This is a genomic window from Tundrisphaera lichenicola, assembly GCF_051175385.1.
In the GTDB taxonomy this organism is placed as follows: Bacteria; Planctomycetota; Planctomycetia; order Isosphaerales; family Isosphaeraceae; genus Tundrisphaera; species Tundrisphaera lichenicola.
Window position 1 is genome coordinate 1,965,802 of sequence record NZ_CP195106.1, and the last position, 19,952, is coordinate 1,985,753.

The 19,952-nt window shown below is 62.2% G+C and carries 16 protein-coding genes and 1 pseudogene; 9 read left to right on the plus strand and 8 right to left on the minus strand.

The window, feature by feature from the left end:
- Window positions 1–59: 59 nt before the first annotated feature.
- A complete protein-coding gene (locus P12x_RS07695) occupies window positions 60–1,373 on the minus strand; it encodes a Gfo/Idh/MocA family protein (RefSeq protein ID WP_435010288.1) in 1,314 nt (437 codons plus the stop codon).
- A 306-nt stretch (window positions 1,374–1,679) separates the two neighbouring features.
- Complete coding sequence (locus tag P12x_RS07700) at window positions 1,680–2,732, minus strand: cellulase family glycosylhydrolase (protein ID WP_435010289.1); 1,053 nt, start codon at window positions 2,730–2,732, stop codon at window positions 1,680–1,682.
- An 847-nt stretch (window positions 2,733–3,579) separates the two neighbouring features.
- Here P12x_RS07700 and P12x_RS07705 point away from each other — a divergent pair.
- The 4 genes from P12x_RS07705 to P12x_RS07720 are packed head-to-tail and all read left to right on the plus strand — an operon-like array spanning window position 3,580 to window position 7,090.
- The gene (locus tag P12x_RS07705; RefSeq protein ID WP_435010290.1) at window positions 3,580–4,602 is read left to right on the plus strand and encodes an aspartate-semialdehyde dehydrogenase; all 1,023 of its coding nucleotides are present in this window, start codon (window positions 3,580–3,582) and stop codon (window positions 4,600–4,602) included.
- Between the two features lie 19 nt (window positions 4,603–4,621).
- Entirely contained in the window at window positions 4,622–5,122 is a 501-nt protein-coding gene (locus tag P12x_RS07710; protein ID WP_435010291.1) for a DinB family protein, read from the plus strand.
- Window positions 5,123–5,132: 10 nt separating this feature from the next.
- Window positions 5,133–5,879 (plus strand): tRNA pseudouridine(38-40) synthase TruA, encoded by a 747-nt coding sequence (gene truA / locus P12x_RS07715; RefSeq protein WP_435010292.1) that lies wholly within the window; start codon window positions 5,133–5,135, stop codon window positions 5,877–5,879.
- 11 nt (window positions 5,880–5,890) lie between these two features.
- Complete coding sequence (locus tag P12x_RS07720) at window positions 5,891–7,090, plus strand: glycosyltransferase family 4 protein (protein WP_435010293.1); 1,200 nt, start codon at window positions 5,891–5,893, stop codon at window positions 7,088–7,090.
- 930 nt (window positions 7,091–8,020) lie between these two features.
- Here the strand turns inward: P12x_RS07720 and P12x_RS07725 are convergent.
- Window positions 8,021–8,713: pseudogene (locus P12x_RS07725) on the minus strand (ArnT family glycosyltransferase); the annotation flags it as partial.
- Between the two features lie 138 nt (window positions 8,714–8,851).
- Here P12x_RS07725 and P12x_RS07730 point away from each other — a divergent pair.
- Both P12x_RS07730 and P12x_RS07735 read left to right on the plus strand, forming a co-directional pair.
- Window positions 8,852–10,144, plus strand: coding sequence for a hypothetical protein (locus P12x_RS07730; RefSeq protein WP_435010294.1), 1,293 nt, complete (start codon window positions 8,852–8,854; stop codon window positions 10,142–10,144).
- Window positions 10,145–10,177: 33 nt separating this feature from the next.
- Window positions 10,178–10,981 carry a hypothetical protein gene (locus P12x_RS07735; protein ID WP_435010295.1) on the plus strand — a complete coding sequence of 268 codons (804 nt, stop codon included), beginning with the start codon at window positions 10,178–10,180 and terminating at the stop codon, window positions 10,979–10,981.
- A gap of 12 nt (window positions 10,982–10,993) precedes the next feature.
- Here P12x_RS07735 and P12x_RS07740 read toward each other — a convergent pair whose 3' ends face one another.
- The 5 genes from P12x_RS07740 to P12x_RS07760 form a co-directional block, all read right to left on the minus strand.
- Window positions 10,994–11,818 (minus strand): ABC transporter permease subunit, encoded by an 825-nt coding sequence (locus tag P12x_RS07740; RefSeq protein ID WP_435010296.1) that lies wholly within the window; start codon window positions 11,816–11,818, stop codon window positions 10,994–10,996.
- Between the two features lie 5 nt (window positions 11,819–11,823).
- Window positions 11,824–12,717, minus strand: coding sequence for an ABC transporter ATP-binding protein (locus P12x_RS07745; RefSeq protein WP_435010297.1), 894 nt, complete (start codon window positions 12,715–12,717; stop codon window positions 11,824–11,826).
- Between the two features lie 945 nt (window positions 12,718–13,662).
- Window positions 13,663–14,502 (minus strand): glycerophosphodiester phosphodiesterase, encoded by an 840-nt coding sequence (locus tag P12x_RS07750; RefSeq protein ID WP_435010298.1) that lies wholly within the window; start codon window positions 14,500–14,502, stop codon window positions 13,663–13,665.
- A 47-nt stretch (window positions 14,503–14,549) separates the two neighbouring features.
- Complete coding sequence (locus tag P12x_RS07755) at window positions 14,550–14,945, minus strand: hypothetical protein (protein WP_435010299.1); 396 nt, start codon at window positions 14,943–14,945, stop codon at window positions 14,550–14,552.
- A gap of 142 nt (window positions 14,946–15,087) precedes the next feature.
- Complete coding sequence (locus P12x_RS07760; protein ID WP_435010300.1) at window positions 15,088–16,029, minus strand: alpha/beta hydrolase; 942 nt, start codon at window positions 16,027–16,029, stop codon at window positions 15,088–15,090.
- Window positions 16,030–16,198: 169 nt separating this feature from the next.
- Here P12x_RS07760 and P12x_RS07765 point away from each other — a divergent pair, with 169 nt between their 5' ends.
- The 3 genes from P12x_RS07765 to P12x_RS07775 all read left to right on the plus strand — a co-directional run bounded on the left by P12x_RS07765 (window position 16,199) and on the right by P12x_RS07775 (window position 19,745).
- A complete protein-coding gene (locus P12x_RS07765) occupies window positions 16,199–16,522 on the plus strand; it encodes a hypothetical protein (protein WP_435010301.1) in 324 nt (107 codons plus the stop codon).
- A complete protein-coding gene (locus P12x_RS07770) occupies window positions 16,519–18,546 on the plus strand; it encodes a cation acetate symporter (protein ID WP_435010302.1) in 2,028 nt (675 codons plus the stop codon). The genes P12x_RS07765 and P12x_RS07770 overlap by 4 nt, the downstream gene beginning before the upstream one ends.
- Window positions 18,547–18,884: 338 nt before the next feature.
- The gene (locus tag P12x_RS07775) at window positions 18,885–19,745 is read left to right on the plus strand and encodes a hypothetical protein (protein ID WP_435010303.1); all 861 of its coding nucleotides are present in this window, start codon (window positions 18,885–18,887) and stop codon (window positions 19,743–19,745) included.
- The last annotated feature ends 207 nt before the right edge of the window (window positions 19,746–19,952 follow it).

Consider the following 19,952-nt stretch of genomic DNA (forward strand, 5'->3'; position numbering starts at 1 on the left):
CTTCCTCGTTCACTCGTGCCTGCAACGTCTCGTTGTGACCTGAAGGAGGGCCTCCTCGTTCAGACCCCGATTTCGAAACCTCTTCGACACTCCCGCGCGACGAGTCCCTGGGCTTGCGGGTCGTCAACGATGACTTCGGTCATCGGGTCCCACCGGATCGGGCGGCCAAGGCGGGCGGCAATCCCGGCGAGGTGACATGTGGTGAGTGCGCGATGATGGCTGAAGACGTCGGATATCGGTTCCTTCCGCGAAACGACGCAATCGAAGAAATTCCGGATGTGATCGACGGGAGGGCTGTTCTTGTAGACCTCCTCGATCGAGCCTTCGGGCAGGGGGTTGGTCTTCATCGCGTCTACGGCCTCACCTCGAAGCCTGCCCCGGCTCACGAAGAGGCTTCCATCCGTCCCCTCGAACAGAATCCCGTTTTCGCCGTCGTGGCGAATATCGAGTTCCATACCATCGGCATACTTGGCCTTGATCAAAAAGGCCGTGGCGGTGTTGTATCGCGTGTCATCGGTGGGGTATCCATCCTTGAAAGCCACGGGATGCTCGACCATCAGCGGGTCGATGGAAACGGGCCCAGTATCGGTTTTCCCCATCGCCCACGTGGCGATGTCGACATGGTGAGCACCCCAATCGGTCAGCTTGCCGCCCGAGTATTCGTACCACCAGCGGAACTCGTAATGGCATCGCGACCAGCTCTTGGTCTCGCCATGGTCGCCCGCGAGCGAACGATAGTCAGCCCGAGGGACAGGCCCGAGCCAGAGGTCCCAGTCGAGCCCTCGGGGCGGCGCAGCTACGGGGATTTCCGGACTTGTCTCGGCACCGCCGACGCTACAGGTCGCCTTCTTCAATCGGCCGATCCGTCCGTCACGAATCAGGGCGATTGCTTGCAAAAAGGTCAACTCGCTGCGTTGCTGCGTCCCGATCTGGACGACGCGTCCCGTCTTTCGAGTCGCGTCGGACATGAGCCGACCTTCCTCGATGGTCAGCGTCATCGGCTTCTCGCAGTAGACATCCTTGCCCGCTTTCATCGCCTCGATTGCGATCTTGGCGTGCCAGTGATCCGGCGTGGTGATATGGACGATATCGATATCCTTGCGGTCGATGATGGCCCGGTAGTCCAGCAGCACATCGGGCGCCTTGCCACACCATTCCTTGACGAGTTCGGCGGCCATGTTCCTGCGCGACTCATCGGCATCGCAGACGGCGATATAATCGCCCAACTTGCGAAAATCGGGCGCCGTGCCGTAGGGCCCCTTGAGGCCGGTCGCCTTCTGACACCAGCGACTCCCGGTGCCGACCGCCCCCACCCGGGCTCGATCGTTGGCCGAGGTGAATCCCGACGCGTGTTCGAGGCGGCCCAACGACATTGCGCCGGCCCAAAGCAGCGAGGACCTCAAGACGTCACGACGATTGATGGTGGGTCGGGTCATGGTTCAGCCCAAGGTCGAGGGATGGTGTAATTATCCAGGATTCCACCATAACGGTCGTCCGACTGCCAATGGATGCCGGTAGCGCAACGGACGCATCGGAGTGGGGCGAAATGGCCAGCCTTACCCAGGACGAGTCGTCCGAGAAATAGCTCGACGACCGACGAGCAATCAGGGGAAACCTCGGGAGCCACTCGATCCCTGTTCACGATCGAGGGTCGCGGATCGGCGGCTGGCCACCTTTGCCTATCGGTCTGGCTGGTGAAGATGCGGAGACATCGCTCGAAATCGTCGGAGCCAGCTTGCGACGATCGCTCCTTGAAGGTCCTTCTTCTTCTCGGACTCCTCGATCGTCTTGCCCCAGTAGAAGCTGATCCAGCCGTCGACGTGTTCCTTCGACCGATCGATGAACGACTCGGTTTCTTCGAGACTTGCCCCGAGAGGGAAGATTTCCTCGATCACCAGCGGTTTGCCCACCTCGTAGGCTTTCAAGGCCGCCAGGTCGTTGTCGAGCTTGCCCGTTTTGGGATAAAGATGCACGCTGACGAAGTCGAGCGGCCCTTCGACCTCGGTTGAATAGAAGAGCGGCTTCGCTCCCGGGAAGACCTGGGCCCAGGGGATCACCCCAACGGTGATCATCGTGCGCTTGTCGACCGATCGGATCGCACGACAGAGTCGATCCACCCAGGCTCGGGCGATCTCCCGATCGGTCCGTCCTCGGGCGTCGGTCGTGATCCTCTGGACGAAGTGCTTCCCGCCCAGCGGCTCGCCGGGGAGCCAGTCGCCCTTGGCCTCGCCGCCAGAGCCGATCGGCTCGTTCATCAGGTCGTAGCAGAAGATTGCCGGAGAGTCCTTGCAAACCTCGGCGACCGCCTTCCAGAAGCGGGCCTGGACCTCCCAGCGGCCCGGTTCGTCCAGCGCGTCATACCAGCCGGGGACGTCCTTCTTGTGGTAACAGCCGAGCCCCGTCACGTCGAGGTAAAGCCCAACCTCCTCGGCCAGCCCGACCAGCTTTGCCAATCGGGCGAGGTTCGCCTGGTCGGGCCGGTCGGACTCGACCATGAACCGACCCAACTGGAGGTGGACCCGGACGACGTTCGCCCCCAGATCCTTCATCTCGCGAAAATCCTCCGCGACCGTCGCCCACTCCTCGGACCAGTAATCTTCCAGGAGTCGGCCCGAGTCATCATGGTCGTAGTTGAATCCCCAGATGACGACCCGATCCTTCGTCCCCTCGCGGACGAAGTGCGATCGGTCTTCGCTCGGCCGGATTCGGTCGAGCTTCGGTATGGCAGACACCCGGGCCCTTGCTGGACCCGACACGAGGCAGAGTAGTATCGCGACGATCACCGTTCGGGGAGTTTTCGTGAGCATTGCTGGGCCTCGCGGTCCGAGGTGAGAGTTTTCCTCGAAGTTTAACCGGATCTTCACCCCTTCGCGATCTGGTGGATCGTCGATGCCTTACGCCAGGGATTTTGCGAAGGATCTCGATCGAGCGTGTTACGGAGTGTCCGACTTTCGCGATAATTCAAGAGTGCTTCTCTATCAGGCATCAGGCTGCGAACCATCGCGCGATCGCCCTGACAATGGCGTCCGGCGACTTCAGAGCCAGGATTTCGCGTCGAGTTCGCGTCTCTCCCATGATCGGGATAGCGCTTGGAAGTAGGGTGGCGTCGAGCGCAGCGAGGCCCACCAGACCGGCGTGGTGGGCCTCGCTGAGCTCGACGCCACCCTACGCGTTCCTCATTGCGAAGATTATCAGAACGAAGCCATTGTGCGGCGCGGAACGAAGCCATTGTGCGGTGCGGAACGAAGCCATTGTGCGGTGCGGAACGAAGCCATTCAAGTCGCCCTGCTTGCCCGGACTTGGGGGTATCTTGCTCTCGCCCAGTTTGAGAAAGGAGTCGGGTCGGATCAAGCTCGCGCGACTTGAGAGCCTGGCTTCCCGGTTGAATCTAGCATCTATATGGATCTTGAGTTCTGCCTATCCATCGACTTCCCTACATTGGACGCGTGGGTGGAAAATTCGTAGACTGTTGGACCGGCGTGCGAACCGAGGCGAGGCCGGCCGTGTCGCCGAATGGTTGTTGGTAAGGCAGTTTTTGCCGTCGGGCTTGCTTGGCGAGTCCTGGGGAGGGGTCGATCCGTGAAGAGCGTTGCCGTCGTCGGGGCGAGTGGTGCCGTAGGTGAGGTGATGGTCCGGCTCCTCGCCGAGCGGAAATTCCCGGTCGGATCGATCAAGTTTTTGGCCTCCGAGCGGAGCGCGGGCAAGTCGATCGAGTTCGGCGGGGAATCGTTCCCGATCGAGCCGATCTCGGCCGGGGCGTTCGAGGGGGTCGACATCGTCCTCTCCAGCACGCCGGCCTCGATCTCCCGACAGTACTCGCCCATTGCCGCGAAGGCGGGCGCGGTCGTGGTGGATAACTCGAGCGCCTTCCGGATGGACCCCGAGGTCCCGCTGGTCGTGCCCGAGGTCAACCCCCACGCGGTGGCCCGGCATCGGGGGATCATCGCCAACCCCAACTGCTCGACCATCCAGATGGTCGTGGCCCTCAAGCCGTTGCATGACGCCGCCAGGATTCTCCGGGTGGTCGTCAGCACCTACCAGTCGGTATCGGGGGCGGGGCAGTCGGGGATCAACGAACTCTGGACCCAGACCGAGGCCCAGGTCGGAGGATCGAGCGTCCCGGACCCGGCCAAGTTCGCCCACCCGATCGCCTTCAACTGCATCCCCCAGATCGACGACTTCCTGCCCAACGGGTTCACCAAGGAAGAAATGAAGATGGTGAACGAGACCCGGAAGATCATGGAGGACGATTCGATCGACGTCTGTCCGACCTGCGTCCGGGTCCCGGTCCTCTACAGCCACAGCGAGTCGATCCTGGTCGAGACCGAGAGTCCGATCACCCCCGAGGAAGCCCGAGCCCTCTGGGCGAAGGCACCCGGCCTGACGATCCTCGATGACCCCTCGAAGTTCTCCTATCCGCTTCCGGCCTCGGCCCGCGATCGAGACGATGTCTTCGTCGGGCGGATCCGCCAGGATCTGAAGAATCCCCGGGCTCTCCTCTTCTGGTGCGTCGGCGACAACCTTCGGAAGGGGGCGGCCCTGAATGCCGTCCAGATCGCCGAGGAACTGCTCAAGCTCGACCCCGTCACCCAGGCCGTCTGAAATCACCGAGGAACTCCCGATGTCCGCCGCACCACCGATCGAAGACTATCTCGCCGGAATCTGGGCCCTCCGGTCCGCCGTGGCGGGGATGACCCAGGAGCAACTCCGGGCCCGGCCGGTCGAGGGCAAGTGGAGCACCCTGGAAGTCGTCGCCCACCTGGCCGACTTCGATCCGATCTACGCCGACCGGATCAAGCGGATCATCGCCAGCGAGAGGCCCCTGGTCACCAGCGCGGGGCACAAGGATTACGCCGCGAACCTGGCCTATCAAGACCGCGACATCGACGAGGAACTCGACCTGATCGAGGCCACCCGCAAGTCCCTGGCACGGACACTGCGAGCGGTCGGACCCGAGGCCCTGGAACGAGTGGGACTTTATCGGGACGATCAGGGGGCCGAGGACGAGCGGACCGCCGGTCGGCTGTTCGCCCTGATCACCGGGCACATCCCCCATCATATCGCCTTCATCGTCGAGAAGCGGCGGGCGCTGGGGCTTCCCGAGGTCGTGGCCCTCGGCTGAACCCTTCGCCATGCGGAACCTCAAACTCCTGATCAGCTACGATGGGACCGGGTTCTCCGGCTGGCAAAGACAGCCAGACCGGAGGACGGTCCAGCAAGTCCTCGAAGAGGCGATCGGGCAATTGACCGGGGTCGTCGCTCCCACCAACGCCAGCGGACGAACCGATGCCGGCGTTCATGCACTCGGCCAGGTGGTCCACTTTTACACGGCCTCGGGCCACAAGCCCGAGGTCTTCGTCAAGGCCCTGAATGCGATCCTCCCGCCCGATGTCCGGGTCCTCGATGCTCGGGATGTCCCGCAATCGTTCCACTGCACGCTCGACGCGAAGGCCAAGCTTTATCGCTATGTGATCGACAACAGGCCCATCGCCGACCCGTTCCGGCTTCGCTACAGTTATCATGTCTACCAGCGACTCGACGACGAGGCGATGGACCGCGCCGCTCAGGCGCTCAAGGGTCGGCACGACTTCCACAGCTTCGAGACCAACTGGCCGAATCGGACCAGCAGCGTCCGGACGATCACTTACATCGCCGTCTCCCGCAAGGGCGACTCCGTGTGGATCGAGGTCGAGGCCGACGGGTTCTTGTACAACATGGTCCGCTCGATCACCGGTACGTTGATCCTGGTCGGCCTGGGTCGATGGCCCGAGTCGAAAGTGGCCGAGGCACTGACCGCCGAAGATCGTCGAGAGGCCGGCCCTACCGCTCCGCCTCAGGGCCTATTCCTGGTCCGGGTCCGATATGGCGGGGATCTCTGATAAGGGCTCCGATGCGCATCGTTCATATCATCACGAGGTTGATCCTGGGAGGCGCCCAGGAAAACACCTTGCTGACCGTGGATGGGCTTCACCACCGTTATGGCGACGATGTGACCCTCATCACCGGCCCGGCCGAAGGGCCCGAAGGAGACCTCTTCGATCGGGCGAAGGCCAGGAATCTGAATGTCGAGCTGATGCCCGAGTTGATCCGTGCGATCCGCCCGGCCACCGACTTCCGGGCCTATCGGGAACTCCGCCGATCGATCCGTCGACTCCGCCCCGAGGTGGTCCATACCCACAGTTCGAAGGCGGGCATCGTCGGACGGGCCGCCGCCTGGGACGAGCGAGTCCCGGCCGTCGTCCACACGATCCACGGCCTACCATTTGGCCCTTCGGAATCCCCGATCAAGAATCGACTCTACGTCGGCCTAGAACGGTGGGCCGCCCGCCGTTGCCACGCAATCGTCGGGGTCTGCGACTCGATGAACGAGCAAGCCCTGGCCGCGGGCGTCGGGAGGCCAAGCCAGTTCTCCACCGTCTACAGCGGGATGGACGTCGATTCCTTCCTCAACCCCCCTCGGGGTCGCGACGAGGTCCGTCGGGAACTGGGGCTAAAACCCGACGAGGTGGCCTTCGGCACCGTGGCCCGACTGTTCGAGCGCAAGGGTCACGATGATATCCTGGCCGCCGCCCCCGACGTCCTCCGGTCCAATCCTAACATCCGGTTCGTCTTCATCGGCGACGGGATTTGGAGGGACCGATTGAAGGCCGAGGCGAATCGGCTCGGGGTCGGCCACGCGGTCCACTTCACCGGACTGGTGCCGCCCGACCGGATCCCCGAACTCCTCGGGGCCATCGATGCGGTGGTCCATCCCAGTCTTCGCGAGGGGCTGGCGCGGGTCTTGCCCCAGGCCCTGTTGGTCGGTCGACCGGTCATCAGTTACGACGTGGATGGGGCGAAGGAAGTCGTCCTCCCCGAGACGGGAATCTTGCTCCCGCCCCGGTCGATCGACGGGCTCAAGGCCGCGATCCTCCAACTGGCCGATAATCCGACGCTTCGGGACTCAATGGGTCGAGAGGGCCGGAGTCGTTTCACCCACCAGTTCCGCTATGAGACGATGACCGAGCAACTCCGGTCACTTTACGAGCGACTGCTCGGGCAAACGGGACAGGAGAGCGGGACTCGCGCGAACCACGGCGAACTCCAGTGACTGGACCTTCCCCTTGTTCAGGTTGAAGCCCGAGAGATTCTCCACCGACTCAACCTCGAACCGGTCGTCGCCACGCATCTCAACGATCTCCGAGTCCAGGAGAGGCACCAGGATCGGCCCGTTCCGCCGGACTTCCTCCGCCATCTCGAGATAACCTCGGACGTCGCAGACCGGGCGACCCAGGGCATAGACGACCCCGGGTTCCTGATAAGTCATGATGGCCGGGCGGATCTGGGTGCGGTCGGAAAGCTCGCTGAGACGTTCGCCGACGATCCTGGAAAACCGGAACGGTTCGGCCGCCGGGAGGAACCAGGTGACGAACAGGCCCATGACCAGGGCCCAGGTGCCGATCAACCCATGAGCGGCCCGCAAGGTGTCTCCTCGAGAGATCCGGTCCCGGGCGAACCAACTTCCGGTCCCCAGACCAACCGCCATCAATCCTGAAGGCCAACGGAGCGGCTCGGGGAGGAGGATCGCCCCGACCATCAAGGCCCCCGTGGCGCCAATGGCCAGAATCCCCAGGAGTCGGAAGCTCAAACGGCCGAGCGGCCATTCCCGGAGCGAAACCCCGCGACGGGTGGCCTCGACGATCAACCAGGCGACCAGGATGGCGCAAGCCGGGATCGATGGGAGATAATAGTGAATCATCTTGGTCCCGAAGCATTCCAGGACCAGCCAGGGACCGACCACCCAGCCCAGGAGGAAGCCGAAGGCGGGGTTGATCCTCCTACGGCTCCAGGCCGCCAGGAGCGCGACGGGCAGGAGCGCCGACCAGGGATAGAAGGTCGGCAGGGCCATCGCCGCGTAATAGCCGGGGAATCCCCCGTGCTGCTCCATCCCCGTCGAGACTCGCTGGACGATCTGAGTCTGGACCGCGAATCGGAAGAATTCCCCATTCGAGACGACCCCGACCGCGACATACCAGGGGGCGATCAGGGCGAGGAAGATGGCCAGGCCGGACCTCCAGCGGAGACGGGACCAGCAGGCCGTGGGCCCGCCCCACCACCAGGAGACCACCCCCGATGCACCGATCAGGACCGGACCGACCGGCCCTTTCAGCAGCGTCGCCAGCGCCAGCGAGACCCAGAACCCAGCCGCCAATCTCCTTGAATCGCGACCGGACAGCCCCCAGAGGCAGCCCTGGGCCGAGACGATCAGCAGGGCGAGCGTCGCGTCAGTGGTCGCGAGCTTCGATTCGGTGACCATGATCGGCACCGTGGCCAGGGCCAGGGCACCCAGAAGACCAGCCCCCGGGCCAGCGATCGAGCGCCCCAATCGCCAGACGACCAGGCAAGTCGCCGATCCAGCGATCGCCGAGACGAGCCTGGCCCCGAAAGGATTGTCCCCACCCAGGGCATAACCGGCCCTCATCAGCCAGTAAATGAGGATCGGTTTGTGGTATCGGGGACGGTCGTTGAAAGTAGGATGGAGCCAGTCGCCTCGGTCCCGCATCTCGCGAGTACAAGTGGCGTACCGGGGCTCATCCCGATCCCAGAGCCCCACCTGTCCGTTACCCGAGAGGTTCAGGAACAGCGATAGAAAGACGATCAGGCAAGCCTCGCGGATCAAGCGACCTCGCGGCGAGTCTGGCTCTCCTCCGATCAGCGGCTCGATTCCATCCATGATCTACCATGACCTTCCTTGCCCTTGGTCGCCGTTCCGTCGACGAGGTTCTCGACTATAATCGAATCGCCCGATCGTGTTCAGGTCGATTCAACTCCGAGTGACCTGCCTCGATCTCGATCCCGGAACAATGCGCCGATGGCCCAGACCACCGAAGCCGCCTGCCTCCTCCAATCGGGGGCGATGTACCCGGCCCGAGTCGGGCTCCTCGACGGGTCGTCCGAGGTCCTCCTCGGGGTAAAATCGGGGGGATTCTCGCTTTATCGGGGCGATGAGCCGATCTACCATTTCGACCTCGAAGGCCGTTGGCAGCGGGCCTTTCTCGACGGGGTCCATTATCTCAAGGGGCTCGACACGACCACTAGGGCCATCCTCCGAGGGCGAGAAGGGTCGGGGATGGTCCTACGTCGCCGGATCCTCGGACCATCCGAAGCCCAGGCCCTCGACGAGTCGATCCGTCGGGATATTGGGTCACTGATCGATCGGATCGACTCGGGCAAGGTCACTTTCCTTTCGCCTCCGGCCAAGGCCAGGGAGATTGGGCCGAGCGAGCTGAGGGAATATCTCGAATGTGTCTCGGGCTGGGATCCCCGTGCCTGGGAGGCTCACCGGGCTCGATATGAGGCGACGTATGACCCCTGGCCCTTCCTTCCGCCCGATTGCCCGAATCCGATCGTGCTCCAGGCGACCACAGGCCGCGACTTCGGGCGGGCTTCGGCCAAGGAGTTTCGAGTCAGGTCGGTCCGGGAATTTGAAGAGCATCTGATCGAAGTTCGGGCCATCCTCGGCCGTCGAGAGAGCCAGTGCCGCGACCTGGTCCTGGCAGGTTCCGATGTCCTTCTCCAGCCGTTCGACCAGGTTTTCGGCTATCTGGAAGAGATCGGATCGCGGTTTTCGGAGTACCTGGGGCCGGATCGCCCGGGGGCCCATGCAAGGAATTCGCGAGCCAACGAGATCCATGCCCTCCTCGACGATTTCCCGACCTCGTTGCCGGACCCGGAGGGATGGCGTCGCTGGAAGGGCGGGCGACTCGGTCGAGTCACCCTCGCGATCGAGTCGGGGGATCCCACCATCCGGCGAGTTTTCGGGAAATTCTGGAAAGACGAGTCTTTGCACGCGACCCTGGCGAATATCAAGGGAGCGGGGATAGGGGTCGGTCTGGTGGTCCTGCTGGGAGCGGGGGGTCGTTCGGGAGCCGAAGCCCATCTGGGCATGACTTCGGACCTGATTCGCTCACTCCCGATGGACGAGACCGACCTGGTCTGGTTGGTCGATGCCCGGATTCTCGGGGATTCCTCGGTCATTGGCGAACCACTCTCCGACGACGAGACGGCCGGTCAGATCCTCGGGCTCAAGCAGAGGATCGCAGGCGGCCAGACCTCGAAAGGCCCCCGACTGGTGCCCTACAATCCCGAAAAGCAATGGACCTGATCTCCCACCTTCTCGACCTTCGGAGCCCTTCGGATGAATCAGGTCCGTGTCCACTTGATCGGGTTCGCCCTGATGGTCGCCCCGGCCTGGGCCGATGGGCCCCCGGCGGGAAATCCGGCCGACTTCAAGTTGCTGGTTGCCGGGTATGGGCTGGCAAAAGACCCAGTCTACACCGAGGAGCTTGTCGCGATCTCCGGTCGGATCTACCTCTTCGCGTCCAATTCCCACGAGATCTATGTGATTGATCCGTCGAAATCCAAGGTCGACTTCCTGGACCTCGAGCGTCGGCTCCAGTCGTCCATCACCTATGCCCAGATCGAGGAAGGTCAAGGCCGGGTCCGGAAGACGCTCGCCGGGGCGATCGAGCAACGGGAAAAGTCGGGGAAGCGAGCCGATCAGATCGAGGCGGATATGACCCGGAACCTGGCCGAGCCTCGATTGAAGATCATTGAGGAAGCCGGATCGGGACGCCTTCAACTGAGTAATCCATCCGTCGAGGTCATCGCCAAGGGCGATCCCGAGGCCGATCCTGGGCGACTCGACCTGATCTCGCGATGCTTGACGACCATTGCCAGGCTGGGGGCGTTCCTGACTCCGAACGATCTGCCCCCGTTCGTTGAGATCGAGACCATCGCCGCGATGACCGGCCCGCGCAAGCTCCGGCCGACCGAGATCTCCTACCTCTACCGGCTGGCCGGCCCTCCCCAGAAATTTCGGCGGACCTACCGGCTCGTCGACTCCTTGACCGACCGAGATCGGGAAGCGATCCGTCGGATCGAGCGATTCCGGGAATCGGCCCCGATCGTCCGTTACGAAAAATACCGCAAGTCGCCTTGAGTTTGCCCTACTTCAACTCCCCGCCGGGAGGTCGCGACGGAGGAAGATCACATAACCGATGGCCACGCCCACCGTGCCGATGGTCGCCAGGATCCCGCAGTTGAAGGCCAGGAACTCCCCCTTGGTGATCGCCTCGACCGGGTTGTAGGCCTTGAAGATCGAGAGCTTCCCCAGCCACTTCCATTCCTCCAGGGAGGGGATCGACGCGACCACCAACGCGACGAACATGGCCAGGGTGGCGATCGACGCGATCATGGTCGGTCGCCAACGGACCAAATCTCCGGAGGAGAGCAAGAGGGTGTATCCGTAGATCGCCCATCCGAATGCCAGGAGATTGAACGCCGGCTTCGAGAGGCTCTGGACCGAGGGGGGCGACTCCAGGGTGTTGTACTGGGTCCCCGCCAGATTGCCCAGGACCATGGCCAAGCCCATCAGGACCATCCCGAGGAGGCCGACCGCCAGTTGAGAGGCGACGAACGAGGTCCGAGAAACCGGTCGGGACATGACCAGGTCCATGGTCCCTCGTTCCAGCTCACCCGCGATCGCCCCCGATCCTCGGGAGATTGCCCAGACCGAAAATATCAGGAGGATGAACGGATGGTTCCAGAAGGCCATCTCGATCGCACCGGTCGAGAAGTCCATGGCGGCTCCGCCCAGGCCACGGAGCATCCGCATTCCACCGGGACCACCCCCGGTCGCCTCGCGGATCGACTTCTCGATCCGATGGGCGACGTGAACGAAAAGCCAGCTCAACCAGAATAGCGACAGGAGCATCGTGCCCAGCATCCAGCGCGAATCGCGGAGATTCTTGCGGACGAGGCTCAGGAAGGCGGTCATGACGATTAGGACTCCTCATCCTCGATGGCTTCCGGCCCGTGAAAGCGGTCGTAGAGCGCCCGAAGGTCCTCGGTCCCGATGGCAAGGTCGAGCACATCTTGCGATCGGAGCCAGTCCAGGAGCGGGCCGATCCCTCCCCGATGTTCCAGTAGGTCGACGTCCCCATCGCGTCGGCGAAGCGTCAGCTCCAGTTCCTCGGGGAAATGTTCCGGGGGGCCTCCGATGTATTTGACCAGGAGCATCCGAAGGCCCTTGCGGACGTGCATGTCCTCGACATGCATCAGCCGACCATTCCTCATGATCGCCACGCGATCGGCGACTTGCTCGACCTCGGAGAGGACGTGGCCCGAGAAGATCACGGTTTGGCCCGAGCGTCGGGCCTCCGTGACTAGCCCGAGGACGTCGGCCCTCGCCGAAGGGTCGAGCGCCGAGGTCGGTTCGTCGAGGATCAGGACCTCGACCGGATCGGCGAACGCCTGGGCCAGGGCCAGCTTCTGCTTCATCCCGGTGGAATAGGTCCGGACCTTCCGTCGGAGGTTCAGGCCCATGATCCGTTCGGCGATCGCTACGGCGCGATCGAGCCCCACATCGCCCCGGAGCGAGCTGAGAAACTTCAGGAGGTTCAGGCCGCTCATCGAGCCGATCAAGCGGAGTTCACCCGGAAGGTACGAGACCGTATCCCGGACCTCCAGGCTCTGACGCCACGAGTCGAAGCCCGCTACGCTCGACCGCCCGGACGAAGGCTTGAGGAATCCCAGGAGTAAACGGATGGTCGTGGTCTTCCCCGATCCGTTGGGACCCAGGAGCCCGAAAACTTCCCCCTTGCGGACTTCCATAGTCAGGTCGCGCAGGGCGACCGTCGATCCGTAGACCTTGCCCAGTCCCGCCGTCGCGATCATCGACATCCCCCGCCTGCCGTTCGATCGAGCCGTTCTGCTCACGACCCTCGAATGTTTCAGTTGAACGCAACGCGAGGGCCCGGTCAATCATGGTTCGACCCCTTCCCCGAAACTGCACCTCGAAGCGAAAGAGAGACGAGCGGATCCGTCAATCCGTACCGCCTGGTCTAAAGAGAGTCTGAGATTTTTTAAGCAGAAAATCCCTAGCAACAAATGGCCATGGAAAAGGTAAGATTTTTCCAAATTCCGGAATATGAAGTCTTGAATTTCTAAACTGGGCGCTTTACAAAGTTAGGGACGGCCAATCATGACTCAAGTGGTCAATGTCAACACGCATGCGTATGTGGGGAGTTCGGGCTCTTGACGAGAGAGGCCAAAACCTCCGATGAACTTATTCGACTCAGTTCCCGATTACTCCTCCTTCCCTTCGATCTCACAGGGACATTAACGCTTAAAAAGGAGATCGAGACGTCTCAGCATCGTGAACGGAGAGGTCCTGAATCAGGACGATCGAGAGTGTCGTCGATTCTGAGACCTGAGATGAATGAAATGGCACAAGGACTCGACGAGCCGCATATCGCGGGTCGAAAAGCCCTACAGATCGAAGATTAGATCATCCTTCGTCTCGGTTCGATGGGGAAGCGAGGACGAGAGTGATCTTTCAGTCCGCCCGGAAGATCAAGGAATTGGTGTGGTCGATGACGACCAGAGTGCCAACAATGATCGGGGATCCATCCATGCAAGGTGCAAATCGGGCTTCAGATCGCTCAACAACTTCCGACCGGCCCAGGCTTTACCTGCCGGCCGCCGAAATCGTAAGTTCCGCTCGTTGGCTCATCAATGGCTTCCCGGCGACGGTGCTGGTCTGGACGGCGGAGGAATGGGCCCGACTGACGGACCGACCCAAGGATGCCCAACCCTATTCCAACGGGACCTGGTGTGCCCTCAGGATCGATTGAGGGCCATGCTTCGGATCAGGCCCGCCGGATCGTCGGTGAAGATTCCCATGACTCCCATCGCGGCGAGTCCAAGAATCGGGCCCGACAATCCGGAAGTATTCACGGTATAAGTCAGAAGTGGCCTGTTAACCACCTTGATCTTGCCGAGGAGGATCGCCTCGAAAGGGGCGTGGAGAGCCTCCGCGCCGACTCCCTCCACCAAGGAGTCGCCGTCTGGTATGGCTCCGTCGAGGACCAGTGCTCCCGTCGCGACCCCCGGTTCGAGTTTGGCCACCGAACGGACCGTCTCGTGATCGAATGACGAGACCGTGACTCGATCCTCCGTGGATGAGGTCCGGATCGCGCCGAGGACCGCATCCACGAGCGAGTTCCTTTGGCCCATCGAGGGTTTGATCTCGACGTTGACGGCCCAATCGAGAGATTTTGTCAGTTCCAGGGCTTCGGCGAGTGTCGGGATCCGGACCAACCCCGAGGCGTATCGGGTCCGTGCCTTCGAATCGAGTCGGGCTAGCGTCCCGAAACCGGTCGCCGAGCGTGCCCCGCCCGACGGATCGACGAACCAGGAACCCGCGTCGAGAGATTTGATTTCGTCGAGGGTGAAGTCGGCCACCTGGAAACCCGAGGCCATCCGGGGGTCGCCCGAGAATTTTCGGGCGACGTCCGTCGTCCGGCCTAGCGACTCGTCGTGGAGGACGACCGGTATACGATCGCGGGTCAACTGGACGTCGAGTTCCCAGCCGTCCGCCCCCGCCTCATAACCGAGGCGGGCGGCTTCGAGCGTATTTTCGGGAGCGTGAAACGAGTCGCCACGATGGGCCAGGATCAATGGCCGAGCCATCCGGGATGCGTACCAGGATCGGAACCGGTTCGGAATCAACGGGCACGCCGCCGATGGACCACTCCGTTCATCCCGTTGATCTGGTAGCTGTTCCCGCGCCCCGTCTGCTTCTGGATCGTGCCGATGAGGCCCCCCATGGCGTTGGTCGTCTGGGGGCCGGTGTTCGGGCGGCTGGCCGAGAAATAGGCACTCAGGTCGGTCCCGGGCCCGTAGCCCGATAATCCGAAGCCCGAGTAGTTCGGGTAAGTTCCCGGGAGCCCGTAGTTGCCGAACCCTCCGTTCACATCGTAATAGCCATCGCTGATTCCGGCGCCCGGGAAGGTGGCGAACCCATTATTGGTGACGGCACTCGAGAAGGACTGGGCGTTCGCCAGGTCCGACATCCCGGCGATGAGGGCGAGAGCGACGAGGCTGGACTTGAGAACAGTCATCGGACCACTCCTGCACGATCGATCGAATCCGGGGGCATCCGCCTCCCCGGTTATCGGCGGGACGCCCCCGTCGACTTTCTCCGATTATAGGACCGGGGAAGGCCCGCGACGTGACGTACAATCACGAAATCGTCACGTCGAGTCATCCAGACTTGCACGATCGGAGGGCCTCGCGGAGGGCGAGGCCGGCTTCCCGGATCGCGACTCGACCCTGGTCGAACGAGTCCGCCATCTGGAGGAACCCGTGGATCATCCCATCGAATCGCCGGAGTTGGACCGGGACTCCCGCTTCTCGGAGCCTCCCGGCGTAAGCCTCCCCCTCGTCTCGTAGCACGTCGTATTCGGCGGTTAGTATCAAAGCGGGGGGTAGTCCCGCCAGGTCGGCAGCCTTCAAGGGCGAGGCCAACTGGGAACGACCGTCCTCGGGAGTGGCGAGGTACTGGCCCCAATACCAGCCCATCATCTCTCGGGTCAGGCCGAAGCCCTCGGCGTTCTCGGAATAGGACGAGGTCTCGAGGGAATGATCGGTAATCGGATAGATCAGGAGTTGGAATGCCAGCGGGAGGTCCCCCCGATCTCGGGCCTTCAGGGCGACCGCAGCCGCCAGGTTTCCCCCCGCACTATCGCCCCCGACGGCGATCCAGGCCGGGTCGATCCCGAAGCGGGATGCCTCCTTTGCCACCGCCGAGACGACCCGGAAGCAGTCGTCCAGGGGTTCGGGAAATTTGGCCTCCGGTGAAAGCCGGTAGTCGACCGAGATCACGACGGCCCCCGAGGCGTTGGCGAGCCTCCGGCAGAGGTTGTCGACCGTCTCGATGTCTCCCAGGACCCAGCCGCCCCCGTGGAAGAAAATCAAGGCCGGGCTCGGGGCCGGTTCTCCGTCGATCGGCCGATAGATCCGGATCGGGATCGATGGGGAGATCACCCGGTCCTCGACCTCGGCGACCGGGTCGGGCGGCCCTCCGACGGCTCGCATCGCCCGGAAGAGGGTACGGGCCTTGGGCGGGGCCATCGTGTGGAATCCGGGGACTCGGAGCGAGGCCATCTTATCGAGATAGTCGCGGGCCTGGGGATCGAGGGGCATGAGGATCACCTTCACCTTGACGAATCCGAGAGCGATCGCGGGGGCTATCAGGATAATCGTGGCAGCCTCCGACCGGAAAGCCGCCGCCGGCGTTTCGGGTTCCTTGCAATCTCGGTCGGCTCCACTACAGTAGGGCGGCCATCGACCACAATCCGAGGAATGATCCGAGATGATCGACCGAGACCTTCACGCCTTGTCCGGGGAGGATCAGGCCCGACTGGCCCGCGCCCTGATGCGTCGGCAAGGAAACCTGAGCCTCCGGGTAGCCGCCGTCTTCGTGATCCTCGTCCTCGGGGTCCCGTTGGTGAACTACCTCGCCCCGGATTTCGCGAATTCGTCGATCCTCGGATTCACCGCCTCCTGGCTCTTCCTGGGCGTCCTGATCTACCCGATCACCGTGATTCTCTCCTTCTACTTCGTCTCCGCGTCGAACCGGATCGAGGGGGAATGCTCGGACTGGCGGAAGACCCTGGCCGAGGAGGAGGGCCGATGAGCACCATCTCCTGGATCCCCGTCGGGTTCGTCGCCTTGATGACGGCCGCCACGATCCTCCTGGGAATCTACGCGACCCGTAAGGCCAGGACCGCGTCCGACTTCTTCGTGGCCGGTCGTTCGGTCAGCGTCTTCTGGAACGCCTCGGCGATCTCGGGCGAGTATCTCTCGGCCGCCTCATTCATGGGGATCGCCGGGCTCCTGATGAAGAACGGGTACGATGCCCTCTGGTACCCGGTCTGTTATGCGACGGGCTACCTATTCCTCCTCCTGTTCATCGCAGGGCCGCTCCGGCGGTTCGGGGCTTATACGATCCCCGACTTCGCCGAGGGCCGGTTCGACAGCCCGACCTTTCGCAAGGTGGCGGTGACGTTCGTCCTGTTCATCGGCTTCTTCTACACGATGCCCCAGATGAAGGGGGCCGGCGTGGTGATGGGCCAGATCCTGAACTGGCCGTACTGGGCCGGGATCGTGGTGGTGGGCGTGGTCATCACCTTCAACGTGGCGTTCGGGGGGATGAAGGGGATCACCTTCGTCCAGGCGTTCCAGTACTGGGCCAAGCTGTTCGCGATCTCAATCCCTGTGTTCGTCCTGGGGTCGGTCCTGGGGGGTTATTCCGGGAACATGGCGAAGATCGACGACCCCTCGAAGGTCGACGCCTTGCCGCAGGCCACCTCGGGCGCCGTGATGAAGATCAAGGGGGTCCTCGGCTACCCGGCGAACGTCCTGTCCTTCTCGCCTCGATCCGTCTCGACGATCCGATTCCCCAACGGGGCGACGCTTGGCAAGGTCTCCACGGTCCGAAAACCCGGCCCCGGCGAAGATCCCATCAACGGATCATTCGGGTCGATCTTCGTGGGCGAGAATCCCGCAGGGTCGCCCGAGACCCTGGACGGGCCGGACCGGAGAACGAGGCTCGCGATCCCCGAAGGGAACGGGCCGATCCGGCTCGAACCGGGAACGATCCTCCAGGTCGGTCCCGTCCTGGTCACGAAGGGTGGGGCGCCGGTCGTCCAGGACGATCGGCCGGTCACGACCGCGATCAAGTTCGAGTTCCAGGAACCCGCCGAGGCCATCCTGAGCGGCGACGTCCCGAATGCTCCGCCCAACCGGGCCTGGCTCCGACCGTTCGGCCCCCTGACCTCGAAGCACGGCTACCCGCTCCTCTACACTTACTCGCTGATCATCGCCCTGATCTGCGGGACGGCGGGCCTGCCTCATATTCTGGTACGGTTCTACACCAATCCCGATGGTCGGGCCGCCAAGCGGACCACACTCTGGGTGATGGTGATGCTCGGGGCCTTCTACGTCTTCCCCCCGGTCTGGGGCACGCTCGGGCGGAATCATCTGCCCTCGCTCTACGCGAACAATTCGACCGACGCCGTGGTGATCCGGCTGCCGACCATCCTGCAAAATCCGCTCTGGGGCCAGATCCTCAGCGGGATCACCAGCGCGGGGGCGTTTGCGGCGTTCATGTCCACGTTCTCGGGCCTGCTGGTGAGCATGTCCGGAGCCCTGGCCCACGACATCTACGGGAGGATTCTCCGTCCTCAGTCCTCCCCGGAATCGCGGCTGATCGCATTCAAGGTGGCGGCCGTCCTGATCGGGGTCGTCTCGATGGCGCTGGGGTTCCTGGTCGAGTCGTTCGACATCGCCTTGATGGTCGGTTGGGCGTTCGCGATCGCGGCGTGCTCGTACTTCCCGCTGCTCTTGCTCGGTTCGTGGTGGAATGGCCTGACCAAGATCGGAGCGGGGGGCGGGATGCTGGCGGGGGGCTTGCTGTCGGTCTCGGCGATCGTCTCGACGATGCTGATCGACAAGAAGGTGATCCACCTGGATGTCTCGCCGCTGACCCGGTCGCTCCTGGAGCAGCCGGCCATCTGGGGAGTCCCGCTCTCGGTGGGCGTGATGGTCGGGCTCTCGCTACTGACCCCCAAGCTTGTCCCGGCCGACATCCACCTCAAGATGCTCCGCCTGCACGCCCCCGAGGAACTCGGGCTCTCGAAGAACTACATTGAGCATTGAGCGAGGCTGAATCGCGTGATAGATCGGGTCGTCGTCAGGCGGTCGACATGCGAACTTGCACCAATTTCCTTCTCTCTGAACTGATATCAATTTCCTTCTCGTTCTTGGTAGTGAAGCCACGGATCGAGTGAATGCTGGGACCGAACCATTTAATGATGTTCTTGAACACAATTTGGTTAGGGTTGGTAGTTCGAGATTTCTCCCGGCTGGAAAAACAACAAGCCTCGGATTAGTGGGGTTGCGAAAGTAGCAAGGGCGGGACGGGGGGAGGCGTTGTTCAATTGGGGGAATCCGCGTAGAATGGGGGGTTTCTGTAATCGTTCGATGGGGACAGAGTTATGAAGCCGGTTTGGGTGATGCATTGTATTCATCTAGGTATGTTTGATATTGAGCGACCTTTCGAATCCTCGGTCGATAAATTCACGAACGGAATGGGGGCAGTTTATAATGCGTTGGATGGATTGGGATTTCATCCAGAGGCAACACAACTGTTAGATTTATACCGGGATTACATAGCAATCGTTGAGAAGAAGAACGACATCGACAAGACGATGCGTCTGGACTATTCGCCGGAGTTCTTCCAGTTCGACAGGGATTGGAGAAGTTTTATTCAGACCGTTTGGAGTGAAATTAACAGCCGGTTTCGAAGTCGGTACATGCTAGTTTTGGACGACAATCCGGTGATCACTTCCCTTCGGATACTGATCAGCAATTTGACGGTCGAAGAGGAGAAGATCATTGCAGAAGATGCGTTGCGATGCCTGGAGACGGGATCTTATCGTTCCGCAACTGTGATGGGTTGGAACCTCGTTTTCGAACGGCTACGCCAATGGATTTTCACGAGCCATCGCAAGGTTCGGCTGAATAAGTTCAATGCTATCCTGATGACTCATTACAAGAACAAGAACAATTTGCACGAGCCAATCAAAATATACGAAGATTTCTACGTTCATTCAGAGCGATACATTATTGAGATCGCCTATGAGGCGGAATTGTTTCCAAAGCACAAGCATCAAATCCTCCTTAACGCCTTGACCGATCGCAATCACTTCGCACATCCGACAACTCGTCAGGCGACTTCCGCCACTGCGGCGGGATATGTGGAAAATTTGATCATCAATATTCTGAATGACCCGCTCTTCAACAAACCGCCAAAGGTTGTTAAGCCAGCGGAGGATAAGCCTCCCGATGGAAATTAGAGTCGCCAGGTATACCAAGTTTGATCAACGTGTGGATACGTCCTCCGGGAAATCGGTGTCAGCCCCCATGCCGCCCTTCGGGCGGCACCCGAACCGATGAAAATCGGGCGGGCGGTCGCTACAGTGAAGTCGTCCCCTCGCACGGCTTGACGCCGATATGAAACTGGTGCTTCGAGCCCGCGTGTCAGCCTGGCGCAAAGGCATCGC

Coding starts and splice junctions, on each gene's coding strand:
- P12x_RS07695 (WP_435010288.1), bottom strand. CDS start 1,373: ATGTCGTTGGGCCGCCTCGAACACGCGTCGGGATTCACCTCGGCCAAC.
- P12x_RS07710 (WP_435010291.1), top strand. CDS start 4,622: ATGTCCGCCGCACCACCGATCGAAGACTATCTCGCCGGAATCTGGGCC.
- truA (WP_435010292.1), top strand. CDS start 5,133: ATGCGGAACCTCAAACTCCTGATCAGCTACGATGGGACCGGGTTCTCC.
- P12x_RS07720 (WP_435010293.1), top strand. CDS start 5,891: ATGCGCATCGTTCATATCATCACGAGGTTGATCCTGGGAGGCGCCCAG.
- P12x_RS07730 (WP_435010294.1), top strand. CDS start 8,852: ATGGCCCAGACCACCGAAGCCGCCTGCCTCCTCCAATCGGGGGCGATG.
- P12x_RS07735 (WP_435010295.1), top strand. CDS start 10,178: ATGAATCAGGTCCGTGTCCACTTGATCGGGTTCGCCCTGATGGTCGCC.
- P12x_RS07740 (WP_435010296.1), bottom strand. CDS start 11,818: ATGACCGCCTTCCTGAGCCTCGTCCGCAAGAATCTCCGCGATTCGCGC.
- P12x_RS07745 (WP_435010297.1), bottom strand. CDS start 12,717: ATGATCGCGACGGCGGGACTGGGCAAGGTCTACGGATCGACGGTCGCC.
- P12x_RS07755 (WP_435010299.1), bottom strand. CDS start 14,945: ATGACTGTTCTCAAGTCCAGCCTCGTCGCTCTCGCCCTCATCGCCGGG.
- P12x_RS07760 (WP_435010300.1), bottom strand. CDS start 16,029: ATGCCCCTCGATCCCCAGGCCCGCGACTATCTCGATAAGATGGCCTCG.
- P12x_RS07765 (WP_435010301.1), top strand. CDS start 16,199: ATGATCGACCGAGACCTTCACGCCTTGTCCGGGGAGGATCAGGCCCGA.
- P12x_RS07770 (WP_435010302.1), top strand. CDS start 16,519: ATGAGCACCATCTCCTGGATCCCCGTCGGGTTCGTCGCCTTGATGACG.
- P12x_RS07775 (WP_435010303.1), top strand. CDS start 18,885: ATGAAGCCGGTTTGGGTGATGCATTGTATTCATCTAGGTATGTTTGAT.